We start from the raw sequence: 19098 nt of genomic DNA on the forward strand, positions 1-19098 counted from the left end.
ATGACCCCAAACAAAGAAGATTACCTCAAATGTATTTACGAGATTGGTACGCATAGTCAAAAAATTACAAATAAAGAAATTGCTGCTCAAATGCAAGTATCCCCTCCAGCTGTCACAGAAATGATTAAAAAGATGATTGCTGAAAAATTAATTATCAAAGACAAGATTAAGGGCTATTTATTAACCAATCTTGGTCTTCACCTTGTCTCTGAACTATATCGCAAACATCGTTTAATTGAATACTTTCTAGTACATAATTTACAATACACTACAACAGATCAAATCCATGAAGAAGCAGAAGTCTTAGAACACACTGTTTCAGAATTATTTGTCGAGCGATTGGAAAAAATGTTGGATTACCCAGAAACTTGTCCTCATGGCGGGACCATTCCCCAAAAAGGTGAATTACTGGTTGAAAAATACCAGTTAACGTTAAACCAAGTCCAAAATGCTGGAGTCTATCGCTTAGCAAGAGTTCATGATGAGTTTGAATTATTAAAATATTTGGAAAAACACGATTTACATCTGGGAGATACGCTGATTCTGGAGCAATACGATCCTTATGCTCAACTATATTTGCTCAAAGTAAATGAAAAAGAGCTGCAAATCAATTCAACGATTGCCCAACAACTTTATGTGGAAACGCTCTAAAAGGAAGAGGGACTGTCAAAGCTTCTAACATCAGTGCATTAGAGGTCACTCAACTACTTCGTATTGAGTTTTATTCTAGAAAGTAACCGAGTCTGGAACAAAAGTGTTCCAGACTCGGTTTTATTTATCATTTTCTCAACGATTCTTCGTATCTAACACAATCGTCACCGGTCCGTCATTGGTTAACTCAACCTGCATATCAGCCGCGAAAACACCTGTTTTAACAGGTATTTCTCGACCTAGCAATTCGTTAAAATCATCATACAATTGACTAGCCAAGTCTGGTTGAGCAGCGCCTGTAAAAGCTGGACGATTCCCTTTTTTTGTATCTGCGTAAAGGGTAAATTGAGAAATAGAGAGAATTTCTCCTTTCACATCTTCGACAGATAAATTCATTTTATCTTCTTTATCTGAAAAAATCCGCATATTGGCAATTTTTCTTGCTGCATATTCTACATCTTCTTGAGCATCATCTGGTGCTACACCGACTAGTAACAGCAGTCCTTGCTGAATCTGATTGTAAAGTTCGCTATCAATTGATACCGAAGCTCGCTTCACACGCTGAATCACTATTTTCATTTTGAACTTCCTATTTTTATATTGAGAAAAAATCACAAGAGATTGCTTGAGTAGAATCTTTCTGCTCTGCTGTTCTCACTTAGCCATTTGTCCGTTTAACCGAATAGACTTCCGGCACACTCTTAATCTTATCAACTACTGTTGTCAGCATAGATAGATTAGCAATTCCGAAAGAAACATGGATATTGGCAAATTTCATATCTTTGGTTGGCTGTGCATTGACGGTGGAAATATTTTTGGTTGTGTTGGACAAGACTTGCAAGACATCATTCAAAAGGCCAGTGCGATTGAGACCATATATATCAATGTGAGCAGTATATTCCTTAACAGAACTATTGTCTTCCCATTCGACATCAATCAAGCGCTGCTCATAATTTTCCTGCGCTCGCAGATTCATACAGTCCTTACGATGAATGGCAACCCCGCGCCCCTTTGTAATGTACCCGACAATCTCATCACCAGGAACTGGATTACAACATTTGGCAATCCGTATCAAAAGCCCTGACGCACCTTGGATAATGACGCCGCCCTCATGTTTGACCTTGAGGGTGTCCTTGTTTTCAACCTTGACTTCACCGCCCTTAACAAGCTCTTCTGCTTCAGCTCTTGCTTTAGCACGCTCTTCTTCACGGCGTTCTCTTTCTGTCAAACGATTAAAAATCGAAACAGCACTAACTTCACCAAAACCAATCGCCGCAAAAAGAGTTTCTTCTGTTTTGTAACTCGTTTTTTGCAGGACTTCTTCCATGTGTCTTTTGTCCATGTATTTGTTAGCCACATAGCCATTTTCTTGAAATTGTGCTTGCAGAAGTTCTCGACCTTTAGAAATGGATAATTCCTTGTCTTGATTTTTGAAAAATTGACGAATTTTATTGCGTGCCTTGCTAGTCTTAACAAGGTTAATCCAGTCACGACTCGGTCCAAAGGAATTGGAACTGGTAATAATCTCAACTTGGTCCCCTGTTTTTAACTTCGTAGTCAAGGGCACCATGCGACCATTTACCTTTGCACCAACCGCTTTTTCACCCACTTTTGTATGGATTTCATAGGCAAAATCAATCGGTCCTGAGTCTTTTGGCAGCGAACGAACAGCACCATCCGGCGTGAAGACATAGATTTCTTCAGCAAGGTAATTTTCCTTGACGGAATCCACAAAATCCTGTGCATCATTGGACTGGTCTTGGAGTTCCATCATCTCCTTAATCCAATTCATCCCAATCGCCGATTCTTTGCTATCAACCTGCCCTTTAATACCTTTTTTATAGGCCCAGTGTGCAGCAACCCCGTATTCTGCCACTTCGTGCATTTCTTTGGTCCGAATTTGAAACTCAATCGGTCCCTTAGGCCCATAGACGGTCGTATGGATTGACTGGTAACCATTTGCCTTGCGATTAGCAATATAATCTTTAAAACGTCCGGGCATTGGTCGCCAGAGTTCATGAATGTAGCCCAACATAGCATACACATCACTTTGCGTATCTAAAATGCAACGAATAGCGATCAAGTCATAAATCTCATCAAAACGCTTTTTCTTGTCCTGCATTTTCCGATAAATGGAGTAAATATGTTTAGGACGACCATAGATTTGCCCATGAAGATTGCGCTCAGAAGCATAGGTTTCAATCTTGTGAACCACTTCGTCAACTAAATCCTCACGTTCCCGACGTTTTTCCTTCATCAGGTGAGAAATCTTATAAAACTCTGTCGGATTCAAATATCGAAAAGCCAAATCTTCTAGTTCCCATTTGACGCTCGAAATCCCCAAACGATGAGCTAATGGAGCATAAATTTCCATGGTTTCGCGTGAGATGCGTTCCTGTTTGTCTTTGCGCAGGTGCTTAAGTGTTCTCATATTGTGCAAACGGTCTGCTAGTTTTACCAAAATGACACGGATATCCTTGGACATCGCCATTAGCATTTTGCGGTGGTTTTCAGCCAACTGTTCCTCGTGAGACATATACTTGACTTTACCAAGTTTGGTCACACCATCGACAATCACGCGCACATCATGTCCAAATTCGCCTTCCAAATCGTCCAAAGTTGCAGCTGTGTCTTCTACAACATCATGTAAAAAACCGCAAGCGACACTGACCGCATCCAACTTTAGCTTAGCTAAAATCCCTGCCACTTGAATCGGATGGATGATATATGGCTCACCTGATTGGCGAAATTGCCCCCGATGCCAATCTACCGCATAAAAAAGAGCTTTTTGAATCAAGGTGACGTCTTCTGATGATAAATATTTTCTAGTAAGAGCGACCACTTGATCGCCCGTCAAATTCACTTCTTTTGGCATTTTCTCTCTCCAGTTCTTCCTACCATTTTATCATTTTTAGACCGATATGAAAACAAGGAAATACAGAAGAAAGCAATAGAATCATAAGAAATACCTAAAAGCTGCAGATTCAATACCATTTCCCCAATACTAGGAAAAAGAACAGGGCACCATTTCAGGTAAAAAGCCCGTCTTTAAATAGGCGGGTTGTGATGGAAGAAGTGATGTTTTTCAGTATGCAACATATCTCCGATAAATTCAACATAAGCATAAATGAGATAGCAAGCTGATACAACGCCTAGCATAGCAATCAACAACTCAAATAAGGTAGATAAAGACATGATTGAACCTCCTCTCCTTATCAAGCAAAAGCATTTTTCGTCATCTAGCTAGCAAATTTGTTCCTGTACTTCCATCCTTTCTAGCTAAGCTAGATATTTCACTTATATTATACCAAAGTTAGGAGTTAAGGACAATAGAAATTAGCTTTCCCAATGATTTTTCCCTATTGCAGTAGCTCTGTCAGTACACTGACTGCACTGAGTGCGTAAAGCGGAGCTGTCTCTGTCCGCAAGATACGTGGACCCAGCCCTGCAAGTATAGCTCCCATCTCTTCCAATGTGGCAATTTCTGCTGGAGACAGGCCACCTTCTGGACCAAAAATAAATAAAATCCGACTTCCTTTTTTGAGTTCTGTCACAGCCTTTACCAAAGCAGCAGACTCTCCCTCTTTAGCAGATTCCTCATAAGCTACAATAACACGGTCAAACTGGCTCAAACAATCTAAAAAATCAATTTTCTTCTCGAAAAGTCGAACTTCTGGTACCCAATTGCGTTTGCTCTGCTCTGCTGCTCCCAAAACAATCTTCTCTAGTTTGTCTGCTTTTTTAGCAAGTTTCTTACCGTCCCACTTGGCAACAGACCAGTCGGCCGGAAAGGCCCAGATAGCAGCTGCACCCAGTTCCGTCGTTTTCTGAGCTACCCATTCCAGCTTGTCTCCTTTGGGAAAGCCAGAAGCAATCGTCACATGAATCGGCAGCTCCGCGTTGTCTGGTAAATCTTCTACCAGATTCAGCACATGGCGCTCTCTATCTGCAACTCTTGCTAGGCGTTTAATACCATCCTCAAAAACCAGTACTACCTCATCATCTTCTACCAAACGCATAACAGAAAACATATGCTTCACTGTATCCTTGTCCCTCACAGTCAGTGGGGATTGGACGACTCCCTCGATAAAATACTGCTGCATTTAGCCTCCTATCACGCCGGAAATATCCTGTGTTTTCTTAAATACACAAGCATTCCATTCGCCCTGAATCATATGTGTTTCCATGAAAAATCCTGCCGCTTCCGCTGACTCGCGCACCATTTCCCACTTCTCAGAAATAATCCCACTCATAATCAGGTAGCCTTCATTCTTGAGCAAACGGTATGCATCATCAGTCAGATTTACCAGAATATCCGCTAAAATATTGGCTACAATGACATTCGCTTTAATATCCACACCCCGCAAGAGATCGCCAGTAGCTACCTGAATATTCTCCATATTTGCATTCAGTTCAATATTCTCCTGCGCCACACGTACAGCTATTTTGTCTAAATCATACGCATAAATCTTTTTTGCACCCAAGAGTGAGCTCGCTATAGAAAGGACTCCACTCCCCGTCCCCACATCCAGCACCGTCTCACCACCTCGTAGTACTTGTTCTAAGGCAAAGAGACTCATCTTGGTCGTTGAGTGAGTCCCTGTGCCAAAGGCCATGCCAGGATCTAGCTTGATAATCTTCTCACCAGCTGTCGCCTCATACTCCGTCCATGATGGCACAATAGTCAAATCATGGGTAATTCGAGCTGGTTCAAAATATTTTTTCCAATTGTCCGCCCAGTCTTGCTCTGCCAATTCTTGCTGAGTCAAACAGACCTGACCCGTTTCTAAGCCAAACTCTGTCAGCTCTTTCAGCCGGGCGTGGACCTGGGCCTTGACCACCTCCATATCTACCGTATCAGGATAGTAGCCAGTGATTCGGACCTGTTTCTCTTGCTTAACCTCTGGGAAAATCTCCCCATAGATACCCACCTGACCCAAATAGTCTGCACTGTCATCAATAGCCACGCCCTGACAGCCTGACTCAATCAAAATATTGGCTGTCGCTTCCTCGGATTCCCTATCTACCTCAATCGTTAACTCCTGCCATGTATCCATTTCTCACTCCTTCTTTCACTCAATTGTTTTGGTCATATAAACCATATCCATATCCTCTTTTTCCGGCTTGATACGGGTTTTCCGGTAGCCATTTTTCTCATAAAAGGCCACCATACCCTCATCCTGCAAGACAGTGCACAAATCCCATTGTTTGGCAGCTGAGAACTGTTCTTCTACAAGTTTCAAACCTGCTGAACCAATTCCCCGGCCTTGATAATCGGGCAGAATCGCCGCTGTTCCCAGCCAACACTCTGTCTGCTCATCGTTAGTCTGGATACGGATAAACCCACACACTTCCTCATCATCCTTGACAAAATAATAAAAGCTATTAGGACGTTCTGCCAGCTTCCACTGGATGCGCTCCCGTTCTTCCAGATAAGGATCATACTCATCCTGATATTTGTCATAAACTGCCTTAAAAGCAGCCCGCTGAATACTGACAATGGTTTCTAAATCTGTAGCTTCTGCTTGTTCTATATAAATCATCTTTGAACCTCCTCCAAATAATCTCTCAATCTACTTTTCAACTGTGGAATAACGTTTTCATCTGCTAATAATTCTTCTATATTTACCAATTTGTAGCCCTGTCCTTCATTACCAAAGATAATCTGATCAATCTCCTTCTGGCTAATCACTCCCACTATAAACACAGAGGTCTTAGCCGGATTGACAATGCCTTGGTAGGCTTTGATCCAAAGAATTGAGCTTTCCTTAATCGTAATGCCTAATTCCTCAAAAACTTCTCGCTTGATACACTCAAAAGGTGTTTCTTCCTTTTCTCTCCCACCGCCAGGAAAATCCCACATATTGGGATAAGGAATAGTGGGAATATCGTCTCTTAAAATGGTTAAAATTGTATCACCATGCAGCAAAGCAATTTTACAACCTGAAAAATCAAACGTTTGATACAAAACAGTCATATCACTCATTCTTCCCTACCTCCGTAAAATCAGTGTTCTTCTTGGACATGCTTGTATTTCAGTATCTCGGATAAGGATAAAAGTCCGTCTCTTTCAAATCTGCTCTGGCTTTTTCAAAAGCTTTATTATTCCAGACAATTTCAAATTCCTCTGCCGCTGGATCTGCCAGAAAATCCATGAGAGCATCTAATCCCTCTTCGGCTGTCTGCTTCAAAAAATCCACAAAGTAGGTCAAGAATTCACGAGACAAACCTTTTTTTGGCTCGTAAGGGACAACTGTTAGATAATCCTCTGTTTCAAAGTGAGACTTGGCAGGATTATAAAAGAGAACGCTTTCTTCAAAGAAAATGTCTTCTGTGCTACTTTCTCCATCCACATCTAACAGTTCGATGCCATTTGCATTTTGTACTTCTAAGAGAAAGGACACTTCTACGGCATGATTCTTCTTATCCCAGTTTATCTCATAGTCAAATGGAAAGCATTGCCCCATTTCTTCATTTAATATATCCAAAAATCCATATTTAACCATAGCCAGCCTCTCTCCAATCCTTTAAAATGTGTTAAAATAGATACAACTATAGTAACATAAATCAGAACAGTTGAAAAGAATACCAATAAGGAGGAAAACGTATGCCAGAAAATTTAGCTATCCGCATGCGACCTAAAAATATTGATCAGGTCATCGGTCAGAAACATCTGGTCGGCGAAGGAAAAATTATTCGTCGCATGGTGGAAGCCAATCGTCTGTCTTCTATGATTCTCTACGGACCGCCCGGCATCGGTAAGACTTCCATTGCTTCTGCCATCGCTGGTACTACAAAATTTGCTTTTCGGACCTTTAATGCTACCGTTGATAGTAAGAAGCGTCTGCAAGAGATTGCGGAAGAAGCCAAGTTCTCTGATGGTTTGGTGCTACTTTTAGACGAGATTCACCGTTTGGATAAGACAAAGCAGGACTTCCTCCTCCCTCTGTTAGAAAACGGTCTAATCATCATGATTGGTGCCACAACAGAAAATCCTTTTTTCTCCGTCACTCCCGCTATTCGCAGCCGGGTACAGATTTTCGAGCTGGAGCCTCTGACAAATGACGATATTAAACAAGCTATTCAAACAGCCTTGGCAGACACCGAACGAGGTTTTGATTTTCCTGTCCAATTAGATGATGACGCACTGGACTTCATTGCCACTTCCACGAATGGAGATCTGCGCTCAGCCTTTAATTCTCTAGATTTAGCAGTCCTCTCTACCTCAGCGGATAATTCAGGCGTTCGCCATATCACTCTGGATATTATGGAAAACAGCCTACAAAAGAGCTACATCACTATGGACAAGGACGGGGATGGTCACTATGACGTCCTGTCCGCCTTACAGAAGTCTATTCGGGGGTCTGATGTCAATGCCAGTCTCCATTATGCAGCTCGCTTGATTGAAGCTGGAGACCTTCCCAGCCTCGCACGACGCCTGACGGTCATTGCTTATGAAGACATTGGTTTGGCAAATCCCGATGCTCAGATTCATACAGTGACCGCACTTGAAGCCGCTCAAAAAATTGGGTTCCCAGAAGCTCGCATCCTCATTGCCAACATTGTCATTGACCTAGCACTTTCTCCTAAGTCCAACTCGGCCTACGTAGCCATAGACAAAGCACTCTCTGACTTGCGCCAGAACGGAAATCTCGCTATCCCTCGCCATCTACGAGACGGTCACTACGCTGGCAGTAAGGAGCTGGGAAATGCCCAAGATTACAAATATCCACATAACTATCCTGGTAACTGGGTACAGCAAAACTATCTTCCTGAAAAAATAAAAAATGCTGATTATTTCACTCCGAACGAAAATGGAAAGTACGAACGAGCCCTTGGAATGACTAAAAATAAGATTGATCAACTCAAAAACCACTAAAAAATCGTGGTATCGTTTGCAAAAAATCAATTTTTTCTCTTGAATTTTTCAAAAATTGTGGTATCATAATTATAGAAACGCTGTGGTGTACGACTTCACACTTAAGTGTTGACCGACTATTTTTTGTATTATTAGGGAAACAAAAGACTTCTAACAGCTTGCAGGCCGTTTCACGCGGAAGCAGCTTCAGTTAGAGCGAGTTGCCCACCTGCTTAATTGCGCGGGTTCAATACAAATCGTGAAAACTCGGCACCAATACAGCTTTTTTATTGCCTTCCTTAGCTCAGTTGGTAGAGCAGTGGACTCTTAATCCATGGGTCGTAGGTTCGAGCCCTACAGGGAGGATTCAATTTTATCAAAAAAGCCCTAAAAAGGGCTTTTTTACTCGTCTTAAAATAAATTTGTTGCATTTTCTACAATAATTTTTTAACTACTGAGAATCCTTTTTCCCACAAAAAACTATACCAAAATCCCTCTCCTTGAGCAATGGAATGCTTACTCTCTTACACCTTAAGAAACGTTGCTTTCAATGTAAGATCTGTAAACGAGTGATTGTAGCTGAGACTTCAATCGTTGAGAAGAATTGTCAAATCCCACACCTTGTCAGACAAAGAGTCGCTGACTTGCTCACTGATAAACTTTGTCTTATAGACACTGCTCGAAAACTGCGCATTCCCACGTCAACTGTTTACCAAAAACTGGAACAGTTCACTTTTAAAGAGACCTTTGAAAGTACGCCAGAGGTGATGTTTTGGGATGAGTTTAGTTTTAGGTGAGTTTGCTTTTATCGCTCATGAATGCAAAATAAGCCATTTAATAACAATCCTTGATAACAATCATCAAAATACCATTTTAAGTTTCCTCTAAAAGCATTCCAGCAAGTTCAGCTCATCATATAGATATGTCTAGGACTTATATTCCACTAGCTAGAAGGCTCTTTCCAAACGTAGAAATCACTTTAAATCGTTTCCATATTGTACAGCACTTGAAATGTGCTATGAACAATCCTCGTATCCAAATTATAAAACAATTTGATCAGGAATCTCTCCCTTATTGTCCATGAAATATCATTGAAAATTCATTATGAAAGACAATTGGAAGTTGAATAATAAGCTCTTTTATAGCTATACTTTCAGAAGTCATTTCACATCAAGGGAAGTCGTACAACAATTAAAAAATTTTTCGGAAGAACTAACCTATTATTACAACTTCTACCAGTTGCTTTTATTTCAGAATGATGAGTAATTCTTTGAACTTATAGAAGAGAACAAGAGCAAGGTTAACCCACTATTCCAAACTGTTTTGAAAACCTGAAACCCCACATTATCATTATTAATTCATTTAAAAACACCTATTCCAATGCCAAATCAGAAGCTACCAACAAGCTCATCAAAGACATCAAACACCAAAGCTTTGGATTTGGAAATTTCCCAAACTTTAAGAAGATTGTCATCATACTAAACACCAAAAAAGAGAACCAATAAAGTTCCCTCTTGGTACTGGGTATTGGCACCCACTGCAGTTGACAAAGAGCTCTTATTCTAGAGTCTGCACTACAATTTAATAAATCTACTAATTTTAGGTAGTCTAGCAATACAGGCTGCAATCATAAAACTAGCAGATAGTACAAATAAACAATAAATACTTATTGAATAGTTAAAGTCAAATCCAACCTTTGCTTCCCAAAGTTTTTTTAGTGGCATGTGGACGATATAAACCCCCATTGTTAATGAGGATAAAAAATAAACTAGATTATTAAACTTTGTTGAAGAAAGATGCAGATTAAAAAATAAAATAAAAATTCCTAAACAGAGTACTTTTACAAATATACTGTCGTAAAAGTACTCAACTGATATGGTATGATAAAAATATTTAGAAATGATAAATAAATAAATTGGAGATAGCAGTACTAAACTTATTACAAAATTTTGATTTCTCTTTATATTAAGAAAATGTAGAATTCGATTATTTGGTAAAGAAAGATACCCCCCTAACACATAATAAAAGTACCATGTCCACAATCTTAAATATTGAGGAATCTTATATTGAATGATTTTTCCAGAAAGATTCAATCCCTCCACTAGGAAACCTATACTTAACAAAACAAATAATAAAATAAAGTATCTCTTCTCGCTATTTAAAATAGCAGCAAGGTAAGGTAGTGAGAGATAAATAATAAGAAGAGAAGTCATAAACCAAAACTGAGGTAAATAACCTCCCTGATTAAAAGCCTCAAATATTTTCCGGATAGGATTTTGAGCAAAATCTGCTTTAAATATCCAAATAATTAAATTCCAGAAGACTGTGACTAATATAATTCCTTTTATTTTATTAAACATATAAGTATAACTTAACTGCTTTTTTTGAAGAAGAAAATAACCATTCAACATAAAAAATATAGGAACCGCGTAAACACCTAAATAAAATAAGTAAGAGTATAAATTAAACTGACCTATCATGTCAATTCCATTGACAGTATTAGTGAAACCCCAAATAGTTGTATGAATTAATACAACTCCAATACAAGCAAAAATCTTTAAAAAGTCTAAACCTATTTTTCTCATTCTAACTCCATAAATAACATTTATTTTTTCTTATTAAAAAATCTTTCAAACTATCTAAATCATCAAGATTGTCAATCTCAAAAATGTAATTGTCTTTGAGTCTTTTAATGTAGACATCGATGGTTTCTAAATTATCCTTAGCAAAATTAGCATAATGACATTATTCATAATATTCTTCCAAAAAGCGATGTCTACTTTCTGCCATTTTTTGAGCAGCAGCGGTATTCATCATGTCTTTTAATTTGAGTAATTTCTCATAGAAATGCATGATAGCTGAACTCTTCCCAGTACGATATTCTTCCAATGTCATGTTTTCTCTCGGCTGCAAATCTGGATCGTGAATCGGTCTCCCCATATGACCTGAATAAGCCATAGCTCGCGCTATTCCAATCGCTCCAATCGCATCCAATCGGTCGGCATCTTGAACAATTTTGCCCTCCAAAGTGCTGATATTCTTCTGTTGATGATCACCTTTAAATGACATTGTTGAAACAATCTCTAACACATGAGCTATTTCCGCCTCTGAAGCCTGATGATTCTGTAGCCATTGCTCAACCTTTTGCAAGCCCACTTCTTCACTCTCATTTAATTTCCCGTCAGCTATATCATGTAGCAAGGCAGCTAGCTCACAAATAAAAACATCTGCTCGTTCTTGTTTGGCAATTTCTACAGCAATATTTGTGACACGTACAATATGCCACCAATCATGTCCGCTTGTTTCGTCTTTCAGTTCAGCATAAGCAAAATCTCTAGCTTCTTGAAGAATTTTCGTTTGTCGATCAGTTATCATCTGTCTCTCTTTTTTATTGATGTATACAAAAATCTCGAAGCTATTTCGAAACTTTCTTGATTAGACTCATTTTTCAAGCCCAATCGTTTTCATTTTTTGTTGAATTTGTTGGTAGACGTGATTCCAGTCATTTGGATTTGCAATATCTAAATCATCCGTTGCAATTCTCATTTTAGGACTGTAGTTGTAATCCTCATACCAATTTTGATAATGCTTATAAAGCAGTTGATAGTAGTCAGCTAGTCCATTTTCTTCATTTGGTTGCTCATAATTGCGACCGCGTTTTTTGATATTGTTCATAATATGGTCGAAACTACCATCTAAATAAATCAACAAATCTGGCGCTTTCTTAGGCAGACCTTGGATTTCTTCCATCATATTGTCCAAAAGTTCCAAGTAGATATCATACTCTTGCTCACTGATACTTCCCTTGAGTGTATTGATATAAGTAAACAAAGCGTCTTCATAAATAGAACGATCTAGAATATTATTGTCGTCATGATAAGCCGCTTTGATCATTTTAAAGCGTTTATTTAGAAAATAAATCTGCAAAGCAAAGCCATATTTATCTGGGTCCTCATAATACTTATCCAAAATAGGATTTTCTTCTACCGGTTCAAAAAATGGCTGCGTTCCTAATTCCTCGGCTAATCGATAAGTGTAAGTCGTCTTACCTACCCCAATCATGCCCGCTAAAATAATCACTATCTCCCTGCACCTCCAAAATCTATCTAATATCAGGTCATCAACTTCAGTAAAAACACCATATGTTGTGCTAAAAAAAATAATAACACAATATATTGATGACGTCAAGATATAAAACTTCTAAATGTACAAACAAAAACAACCTTGTAAGAAGAAACACGATCAACTCTAGTACAAGTGTTATTTTTAGCATTCTCCATTTGTGACAGTAAATTTAATATGCGAATAATCTTTTTCTAAATCTTTCCCCTTCAAAAAAGCTACTGCATCTTTTTTTATCTGAATGAGGTCAATTCCTTGTGCCTGTGCTGCAAAAACACAACCACAATAGCATTGTCGATAAATGTCGTACTCTTCACACATTTCAACCGAGCGTTTATAACCCTGATTTTTCTTGAAATCACTAGGAAGATACTGCGTTGCATAAACTTTCTGTACTTCTATTCCAACACTATTGATCGTCTGCGAATTTTTATGAGGACTAATGGTCAGGGCGCTTCCAAAATAGTCAAATCCCAAATCAACAGCCACTTGTGCTGTCTTATCTAAGCGATAATCATAGCAAACTTTACAACGATCGCCACCTTCCGGCTCTTCTTCCAAGCCATGTACTGTCCGGAAAAATTCCTGTGGCTCATAGGGAGCTTCTAAGTATCGAACATGATTACCAGTATTTTCATTGAAATCATGAACAAATTTTTGTGCAACATAGGCACGGCGCTGATATTCTGCCTTAGGGTGAATATTTGAATTAGCAAAATAAACCGTCACATCCGCATACTGGGTCAAATACTCCAGAGTATAGGTCGAACAGGGTGCACAACAAGTATGCATCAAAATCGTAGGACGCTTCTGATCTGATTCCCAAACTTTGACCATTTGCTGCATGACACGATCATAGTTTATTTTTTGGTTGGGATTCATTTTATTCAGAATTTCTTCAACATCAATCATTGTTTTCTCCTTAGAAATGTATCACTATTTTACCACAGAAAAGGAGCGGAGACAAATAGACAAAAGAGAATAACTTTTTCAAACAGCACTAATTTATCAAGCAAGAAAAATAAAGTTCTAGTTCTTTTGGCTCTCTTTGTATTGATCGTACATATACCCCAGCTAAAAACTTTTAAAAAAAAAGTGAGTTTGGATTTGATAAATCCAAACTCACTTCGCTTTTTATATCCTTCAAAAGCACGTTTGCGCTTCAACATAAAAGCAATCTCGTGCAACATTAAACATCGTTAAGAGCTGTATGAGAAAAACAAATCTTCTCTCATTCATCAAATAATTCGTTGATTTTCTAGCTTGTTTTACTCTTTAAACTCTCTATATCTTAAATTACATCATGCCACCCATCATGCTTGGATCCATTGCTGGAGCTGGGCTAGCTGGTTCTGGTTGGCTAGCAACAACTGCTTCTGTTGTTAAAATAAGGCTAGCTACTGACGCAGCATTTTGAAGGGCAGAACGAGTAACCTTGACTGGGTCAATGATACCTGCTTCAATCATGTTGACCCATTCACCAGTTGCAGCATTAAAGCCTGTACCAACTTCAGAGTTTTTCAAACGGTCAATGACGATCGAGCCTTCAAATCCTGCATTGATAGCGATTTGTCGAATAGGTTCTTCCAAAGCACGAAGAACGATATTACGACCTGTTGCTTCATCACCTGATAAGTCTAAGGCTTCAACAGCATTTAAAACATTCACAAAGGCTGTTCCACCACCTGAGACAATTCCTTCTTCAACAGCGGCGCGAGTTGCATTGAGGGCATCTTCAATGCGGAGTTTCATTTCTTTGAGTTCTGTTTCTGTTGCAGCACCCACTTTGATGACTGCCACACCACCTGACAATTTTGCTAAACGTTCTTGTAGTTTTTCTTTGTCAAATTCAGATGTAGCACTTTCAATTTGCGATTTAATGACAGCCACGCGGTTAGCAATCGCTTCAGCAGCTCCTGAACCTTCCACAATCACTGTGCTATCTTTGTCGACAGTCACTTTTGAGGCTTGTCCAAGTGCTTCAATGGTTGCATCTTTCAATTCTAGACCAAGATCTTCTGTAATCACTGTACCGCCAGTCAAAATCGCAATATCTTCTAACATAGCCTTACGACGGTCTCCGAATCCTGGCGCTTTCACAGCGACTACATTGAAAGTACCACGGATTTTGTTCAACACAAGAGTTGGAAGAGCTTCACCGTCTACATCATCTGCGATAATCAATAATGGACGACTAGTCTTCAAGATATTTTCCAACAAAGGAAGAATTTCTTGGATATTAGAAATCTTCTTATCTGTAATCAAGATATATGGATTATCTAAATCAGCAACCATTTTTTCATTATCTGTTACCATGTATTGAGAAAGATAGCCACGGTCAAACTGCATACCTTCCACAACATCAAGCTCTGTTTCCATTCCTTTAGACTCTTCAATGGTGATGACACCGTCGTTGCCAACTTTTTCCATAGCTTCAGAAATGTATTCTCCGACTTTTTCAGAACGTGATGAAACAGCCGCAACTTGCGCAATCGCTTCTTTATTAGAAACTGGAACAGAATTTGCTTTTAAAGCTTCAACAGCTGTTGCAACAGCTGTTTCAATACCACGACGAATGCCAATTGGGTTTGCACCAGCCGTTACATTTTTGATTCCTTCGCGGACAATGGCTTGGGTCAAGACAGTCGCAGTGGTTGTTCCGTCACCAGCGATATCATTAGTTTTTGAAGCAACTTCTGACACCAACTTAGCGCCCATATTTTCAAAATGATCTTCGAGTTCAATTTCTTTTGCAATAGTCACACCGTCATTTGTGATGAGTGGTGAGCCAAATGATTTTTCAAGAACAACATTGCGTCCTTTAGGTCCTAAGGTTACTTTAACGGTATCTGCCAAAATATCGACACCACGTACCATAGCACTTCTTGCATCTGCTGAAAATTTAATATCTTTTGCCATTTTTACAATTCCTCTTTCTATAAATGTTTAATTTATTCAACAATCGCTAGAATATTTGTCTCATTGACAACGAGATACTTTTCTTCGCTGTCTTTGACTTCAATTCCTGCATGGCTTTCAACGAGAACAGTATCATCGGCCTTCACGCTTGGAGCAACGAGTTCACCGTTGAGCGTACGAATTCCTTCCCCGACAGCTATAACTTTTGCCGTCTTCGTTGCATCTTGTCCTGCTCCTGCAATGACAAAGCCACCAACTTTTTGTTCTCTTTCTTCTACTTTTAGGACCACACGGTCGCCTAATGGTTTAAGCATTTGTTTACCTCCAATATCTTGTTTTAGCACTCTATATACACGAGTGCTAATATTTACATTTTCTATTGTATCACTTGGTCAGAAATAGTCAAGAAAAAAACTCTGTCAAATGACAAAGTTTTTAAGGGGAAAGCAAATAAGTTTTTATTAGACCAATCTTAATTTTTCTTCAAAATCGTCAATAACTTTTTTTAGATTCAATCGTCCTTTATAAATACCATAACCAAAGACAAGCATTGCTAGAATCCCTAGGACCGCTAGGAACGTTCCAGCAATAAAGGCAATAAAATTGGTCTGACGGAAGAAATAAACCAGAACAAGACCGATACTAGCAATAGTAAAGAAGAGACTAAACCAACGCCCTAGATTTTCAATCATGTGTTTTTGGTATTGAATTTCCGTTTCATATCCTTGAATCAATTCTTGTTCTGTCATATTTTTCTCCTATTTAGTATTTCAATCCTGGGTTGAAGAAGCCAACCAATACACCAAGGAAAGCAATTACTACAAGAAGCAACATTACTTTGATAGGTGAGAGATTTTTCTTAGCCATTAACCACCAGCAAAAGACGATAAACAAAGCTGTCAATAAACCTGGATAAACACCGTCTAATTGGCTTTGTAAAACCAAGAAGGCTTTCCCTGAAGAATCTTTCAATTTGAAAGCTGTCTTAACAGGTACCCATGTCGCTGCAACCGCACCGATGACCATACCACCAATGATAGACACCGACTTACGGATAGCTTGTCCTTGAGGGCCTACAAGAAATTCAACTGCTTTATCTCCTAGTTCGTACCCTTTAAAGTAGGCGAATTTCATACCAAAGTAGGCGAGCAAGTTCCAAACCACGATATAGAAAATCGCACCAAGTGGTGATCCACCATTTGACAAACCGAGAGCAATACCTAGTATAATCGGAATCAAGGTACCAACAATCAGTGAATCACCAATTCCTGCAACAGGTCCCATGAGACCAGCACGAAGACCGTTGATTGTTTCATCATCTACTCCATCAGCCCCATTCGCACGCGCTTCTTCTAAACCTGCTGTAATCCCTACAATCAATGCACCTAATTGCGGCTCCGTGTTAAAGAATGCGGTGTAGGTGTGCATTGCTTTTGCTTGATCTTCTTTTTTAGAATATAATTCTTCCACAATTGGTAGCATTGAAGCCAGATATCCAAAGGTTTGCATGTGTTCTTGTGAGAAGCAAGTTAAGTTCCCATAATACCAATGATGAAAAGATTTTCCTAATGTTTTTTTCGTTAATTTAACCATTTTAAATATCCTCCTCATCGTCATCATCAAAACTTGCACTGGCAGCCGCTTGTGCTCTTACATTTTTCGCCATTTGAATTTCATAGAATAATACTGCAAAGATTAATGAAATGACTGCACAAGACACAAGGTTGAGTCCTAATGAAGCTGCTAAAGTAAATCCAACAAAGAATGGAATGAAATCAACAGCTTTTTCAACGATTTGTTTTAAGAGGATGGCAATTCCGACACATGGAAGGAGAGAGCCGACCGTAAAGAGGGTTTTCATTGGAATACCATCCAATGGAAGAGCTGTTTTTAAAGCAGTAACCGCATCGGCACCTAATTTACACATAATAAGCGTTGGCAAGAATGAGAATACTAAATGGGAAATCCATGGGAAGCCCCAGTCTACCACATATAAGCGTTTAAATTCACCTTTTTCAACAGCTTTCCAGCCAATATGTTGCCAAAGTAGATTCATAGTAGCTGTACCATAGAAAAGAACTGTACCGACTGTACCAACGAGTGTTCCCATTGATTTAGCCAAGTTAGCAGCATCTGCAGAGTCAAGTGACAGTCCTTGTGATTGAATAGCAACCATTGCCAGAGGAATCCCAATATAAGAAACCGCACGAACGTCAGCTGAAACAGTACCGCCAGGTGTTACCAAAGCGATGTAAACAAGTTGCATCGCAACCCCACAGATGATACCTAATTTCACATCTCCTAGGATCAGTCCTGAAACAAGACCACCTACAAGTGGGCGTCCAAGAGTATAGTTACCAATGGATGTACCACCTAGGCCAGGCATGGATGATAGACAGGCAAATAACCCTAATAAAGCGGCTTGAAACCACGAAATTGTCATAATAAAGCCTCCTTAATGCTTATTATATTTTATTAAAAACCGAATTTAGACTTGAAATCGTCCCAATAGCCAATAGACACATCTGGTAAGAGTTGGAATTTTACTTTATAGCCAGCTTTTTGAATTGCTTCAAGTGCTTCTGCTTCTTCCTGTGTAATGGATTGATTGTTTCCCAATTTAGTAGCACCCGGACGATCATTAGCTGGACCAACGATGATTTCTTTGATATCACCAGGCACAAAACCTTGATCAACTAGTATTTCTTTCATATCAATTGGATTTTTAGTAATCAAGAAATAGCGACTATCGGAATCCAATACCTTTTGTGATTTTTCTTTCCATGCTTCTTTTGTCCAAACAAATGTTTTTTTATCAGAAGCTGCTTTATAGGCTTGCTTTAAAACTGCATTTCCTGCTGCAGCATTATTGACCGCAACTAAACCGTCACAAGGATATTCCTTTGCCCAGCGAGTTACTGTTTGACCATGAATCATACGGTCATCAATCCGTACAAATGAAATTGTCATGATAAGTCTCCTTTTTTTCTTTCTTAAATATCGTCTTCATCCTCTTCGTCACTAGAAGTCACATCAAATTCTTGTAATGCTGCGGAAGCTTCTGAGAGAATAGCTTGTATCAATTCTTTTCCTTCTAGCATATCTTTCATCACTAAACCTGTGAGTCCCATTGTTAAATTGAGACCACCAAGTACGACTGCAGTATTTAACTTGTCAAGTTCCGCTAAAACGTTGCAAGCTGTTGTCAAAGGGCTTCCTCCGACAATATCTGCCAACACTAAAACTGTATCTTCTACACTAAGACCGGATAATGCTTGCCGAAAGTCAAGAGCAAAATCATCAACAGACTTGCCTTCTTTTAATCCTACTGCAATGACTTGATCTGTCTTATCACCAGCAAACATCTTAAGCGAGCTTTGTACTCCTTCTGCTAGTCCACCATGACTGACTAGTACCAGATATTTCATGTTCTTTCCTCCTTCATTTCCTGTCTTTATTTTACTAAAGCTGGAACCGGTTTCATATTGTCAAATGTCACTTTGTAAAGATGACAATTGTTAATTAAAATGTGACATTTGTCATCTAGA

At 39.1% G+C, this 19098-nt stretch carries 21 protein-coding genes, 1 tRNA gene and 1 pseudogene; 4 read left to right on the forward strand and 19 right to left on the reverse strand.

Features of this window, described 5'->3' with window-relative positions:
• Entirely contained in the window at positions 1-651 is a 651-nt protein-coding gene (locus PCY71_RS11685; RefSeq protein WP_003070703.1) for a metal-dependent transcriptional regulator, read from the forward strand.
• Positions 652-786: 135 nt separating this feature from the next.
• Here PCY71_RS11685 and dtd read toward each other — a convergent pair whose 3' ends face one another.
• The 8 genes from dtd to PCY71_RS11725 all read right to left on the reverse strand — a co-directional run bounded on the left by dtd (position 787) and on the right by PCY71_RS11725 (position 7157).
• Positions 787-1230: a D-aminoacyl-tRNA deacylase gene (gene dtd, locus PCY71_RS11690; protein ID WP_003070704.1), complete on the reverse strand. Its 444-nt coding sequence runs from the start codon at positions 1228-1230 to the stop codon at positions 787-789.
• A gap of 79 nt (positions 1231-1309) precedes the next feature.
• Positions 1310-3526 carry a bifunctional (p)ppGpp synthetase/guanosine-3',5'-bis(diphosphate) 3'-pyrophosphohydrolase gene (locus PCY71_RS11695; protein WP_301412679.1) on the reverse strand — a complete coding sequence of 739 codons (2217 nt, stop codon included), beginning with the start codon at positions 3524-3526 and terminating at the stop codon, positions 1310-1312.
• Positions 3527-3699: 173 nt separating this feature from the next.
• Complete coding sequence (locus tag PCY71_RS11700; protein WP_003070706.1) at positions 3700-3846, reverse strand: hypothetical protein; 147 nt, start codon at positions 3844-3846, stop codon at positions 3700-3702.
• 164 nt (positions 3847-4010) lie between these two features.
• On the reverse strand, positions 4011-4754 hold the full coding sequence (locus tag PCY71_RS11705) for a 16S rRNA (uracil(1498)-N(3))-methyltransferase (RefSeq protein ID WP_049493486.1): 744 nt from the start codon (positions 4752-4754) through the stop codon (positions 4011-4013).
• A complete protein-coding gene (gene prmA / locus PCY71_RS11710) occupies positions 4755-5708 on the reverse strand; it encodes a 50S ribosomal protein L11 methyltransferase (RefSeq protein ID WP_301412680.1) in 954 nt (317 codons plus the stop codon).
• A gap of 15 nt (positions 5709-5723) precedes the next feature.
• Complete coding sequence (locus tag PCY71_RS11715; RefSeq protein ID WP_039677635.1) at positions 5724-6194, reverse strand: GNAT family N-acetyltransferase; 471 nt, start codon at positions 6192-6194, stop codon at positions 5724-5726.
• Positions 6191-6637, reverse strand: coding sequence for an NUDIX hydrolase (locus PCY71_RS11720; RefSeq protein ID WP_301412681.1), 447 nt, complete (start codon positions 6635-6637; stop codon positions 6191-6193). Before PCY71_RS11720 ends, PCY71_RS11715 begins: the two co-directional genes overlap by 4 nt.
• Positions 6638-6686: 49 nt before the next feature.
• Positions 6687-7157: a DUF3013 family protein gene (locus PCY71_RS11725; protein WP_003070713.1), complete on the reverse strand. Its 471-nt coding sequence runs from the start codon at positions 7155-7157 to the stop codon at positions 6687-6689.
• A gap of 101 nt (positions 7158-7258) precedes the next feature.
• Here PCY71_RS11725 and PCY71_RS11730 point away from each other — a divergent pair, with 101 nt between their 5' ends.
• From PCY71_RS11730 to PCY71_RS11740, 3 genes and pseudogenes are all read left to right on the forward strand, one after another.
• Positions 7259-8530, forward strand: coding sequence for a replication-associated recombination protein A (locus PCY71_RS11730; protein WP_301412682.1), 1272 nt, complete (start codon positions 7259-7261; stop codon positions 8528-8530).
• 272 nt (positions 8531-8802) lie between these two features.
• Positions 8803-8875 (forward strand) — tRNA-Lys (locus PCY71_RS11735).
• A gap of 152 nt (positions 8876-9027) precedes the next feature.
• Positions 9028-10014: pseudogene (locus tag PCY71_RS11740) on the forward strand (transposase); the annotation flags it as partial.
• 69 nt (positions 10015-10083) lie between these two features.
• Here PCY71_RS11740 and PCY71_RS11745 read toward each other — a convergent pair.
• The 11 genes from PCY71_RS11745 to PCY71_RS11795 form a co-directional block, all read right to left on the reverse strand.
• On the reverse strand, positions 10084-11094 hold the full coding sequence (locus tag PCY71_RS11745; RefSeq protein WP_003070717.1) for an acyltransferase: 1011 nt from the start codon (positions 11092-11094) through the stop codon (positions 10084-10086).
• Between the two features lie 160 nt (positions 11095-11254).
• Positions 11255-11884, reverse strand: coding sequence for an HD domain-containing protein (locus PCY71_RS11750; RefSeq protein ID WP_301412683.1), 630 nt, complete (start codon positions 11882-11884; stop codon positions 11255-11257).
• A gap of 66 nt (positions 11885-11950) precedes the next feature.
• Entirely contained in the window at positions 11951-12589 is a 639-nt protein-coding gene (locus PCY71_RS11755) for a deoxynucleoside kinase (RefSeq protein WP_003070721.1), read from the reverse strand.
• A 186-nt stretch (positions 12590-12775) separates the two neighbouring features.
• Positions 12776-13543: an epoxyqueuosine reductase QueH gene (locus PCY71_RS11760; RefSeq protein WP_003070723.1), complete on the reverse strand. Its 768-nt coding sequence runs from the start codon at positions 13541-13543 to the stop codon at positions 12776-12778.
• Positions 13544-13927: 384 nt separating this feature from the next.
• Positions 13928-15550: a chaperonin GroEL gene (gene groL, locus PCY71_RS11765; RefSeq protein WP_003070725.1), complete on the reverse strand. Its 1623-nt coding sequence runs from the start codon at positions 15548-15550 to the stop codon at positions 13928-13930.
• A gap of 32 nt (positions 15551-15582) precedes the next feature.
• On the reverse strand, positions 15583-15864 hold the full coding sequence (groES, locus tag PCY71_RS11770) for a co-chaperone GroES (RefSeq protein ID WP_301412684.1): 282 nt from the start codon (positions 15862-15864) through the stop codon (positions 15583-15585).
• A 147-nt stretch (positions 15865-16011) separates the two neighbouring features.
• Positions 16012-16299: a DUF202 domain-containing protein gene (locus PCY71_RS11775; protein WP_134971435.1), complete on the reverse strand. Its 288-nt coding sequence runs from the start codon at positions 16297-16299 to the stop codon at positions 16012-16014.
• Positions 16300-16312: 13 nt separating this feature from the next.
• A complete protein-coding gene (locus PCY71_RS11780) occupies positions 16313-17143 on the reverse strand; it encodes a PTS system mannose/fructose/sorbose family transporter subunit IID (RefSeq protein WP_003070729.1) in 831 nt (276 codons plus the stop codon).
• Between the two features lies 1 nt (position 17144).
• Positions 17145-17993 carry a PTS sugar transporter subunit IIC gene (locus tag PCY71_RS11785; protein ID WP_003028530.1) on the reverse strand — a complete coding sequence of 283 codons (849 nt, stop codon included), beginning with the start codon at positions 17991-17993 and terminating at the stop codon, positions 17145-17147.
• 32 nt (positions 17994-18025) lie between these two features.
• On the reverse strand, positions 18026-18520 hold the full coding sequence (locus PCY71_RS11790) for a PTS sugar transporter subunit IIB (RefSeq protein ID WP_003028529.1): 495 nt from the start codon (positions 18518-18520) through the stop codon (positions 18026-18028).
• Between the two features lie 23 nt (positions 18521-18543).
• Positions 18544-18978 carry a PTS sugar transporter subunit IIA gene (locus tag PCY71_RS11795; RefSeq protein WP_301412685.1) on the reverse strand — a complete coding sequence of 145 codons (435 nt, stop codon included), beginning with the start codon at positions 18976-18978 and terminating at the stop codon, positions 18544-18546.
• Positions 18979-19098 lie beyond the last annotated feature (120 nt).

The organism is Streptococcus sp. SN3, assembly GCF_030439905.1.

Excerpts from the sequence above, each read along its gene's own strand:
- PCY71_RS11705 (WP_049493486.1), bottom strand. The coding sequence starts at position 4,754 with ATGCAGCAGTATTTTATCGAGGGAGTCGTCCAATCCCCACTGACTGTG.
- PCY71_RS11760 (WP_003070723.1), bottom strand. The coding sequence starts at position 13,543 with ATGATTGATGTTGAAGAAATTCTGAATAAAATGAATCCCAACCAAAAA.
- PCY71_RS11785 (WP_003028530.1), bottom strand. The coding sequence starts at position 17,993 with ATGACAATTTCGTGGTTTCAAGCCGCTTTATTAGGGTTATTTGCCTGT.
- PCY71_RS11715 (WP_039677635.1), bottom strand. The coding sequence starts at position 6,194 with ATGATTTATATAGAACAAGCAGAAGCTACAGATTTAGAAACCATTGTC.
- PCY71_RS11790 (WP_003028529.1), bottom strand. The coding sequence starts at position 18,520 with ATGACAATTTCATTTGTACGGATTGATGACCGTATGATTCATGGTCAA.
- prmA (WP_301412680.1), bottom strand. The coding sequence starts at position 5,708 with ATGGATACATGGCAGGAGTTAACGATTGAGGTAGATAGGGAATCCGAG.
- groL (WP_003070725.1), bottom strand. The coding sequence starts at position 15,550 with ATGGCAAAAGATATTAAATTTTCAGCAGATGCAAGAAGTGCTATGGTA.
- PCY71_RS11725 (WP_003070713.1), bottom strand. The coding sequence starts at position 7,157 with ATGGTTAAATATGGATTTTTGGATATATTAAATGAAGAAATGGGGCAA.
- PCY71_RS11750 (WP_301412683.1), bottom strand. The coding sequence starts at position 11,884 with ATGATAACTGATCGACAAACGAAAATTCTTCAAGAAGCTAGAGATTTT.
- PCY71_RS11700 (WP_003070706.1), bottom strand. The coding sequence starts at position 3,846 with ATGTCTTTATCTACCTTATTTGAGTTGTTGATTGCTATGCTAGGCGTT.
- PCY71_RS11685 (WP_003070703.1), top strand. The coding sequence starts at position 1 with ATGACCCCAAACAAAGAAGATTACCTCAAATGTATTTACGAGATTGGT.
- PCY71_RS11730 (WP_301412682.1), top strand. The coding sequence starts at position 7,259 with ATGCCAGAAAATTTAGCTATCCGCATGCGACCTAAAAATATTGATCAG.
- groES (WP_301412684.1), bottom strand. The coding sequence starts at position 15,864 with ATGCTTAAACCATTAGGCGACCGTGTGGTCCTAAAAGTAGAAGAAAGA.
- PCY71_RS11720 (WP_301412681.1), bottom strand. The coding sequence starts at position 6,637 with ATGAGTGATATGACTGTTTTGTATCAAACGTTTGATTTTTCAGGTTGT.
- PCY71_RS11745 (WP_003070717.1), bottom strand. The coding sequence starts at position 11,094 with ATGAGAAAAATAGGTTTAGACTTTTTAAAGATTTTTGCTTGTATTGGA.
- dtd (WP_003070704.1), bottom strand. The coding sequence starts at position 1,230 with ATGAAAATAGTGATTCAGCGTGTGAAGCGAGCTTCGGTATCAATTGAT.
- PCY71_RS11780 (WP_003070729.1), bottom strand. The coding sequence starts at position 17,143 with ATGGTTAAATTAACGAAAAAAACATTAGGAAAATCTTTTCATCATTGG.
- PCY71_RS11795 (WP_301412685.1), bottom strand. The coding sequence starts at position 18,978 with ATGAAATATCTGGTACTAGTCAGTCATGGTGGACTAGCAGAAGGAGTA.
- PCY71_RS11695 (WP_301412679.1), bottom strand. The coding sequence starts at position 3,526 with ATGCCAAAAGAAGTGAATTTGACGGGCGATCAAGTGGTCGCTCTTACT.
- PCY71_RS11775 (WP_134971435.1), bottom strand. The coding sequence starts at position 16,299 with ATGACAGAACAAGAATTGATTCAAGGATATGAAACGGAAATTCAATAC.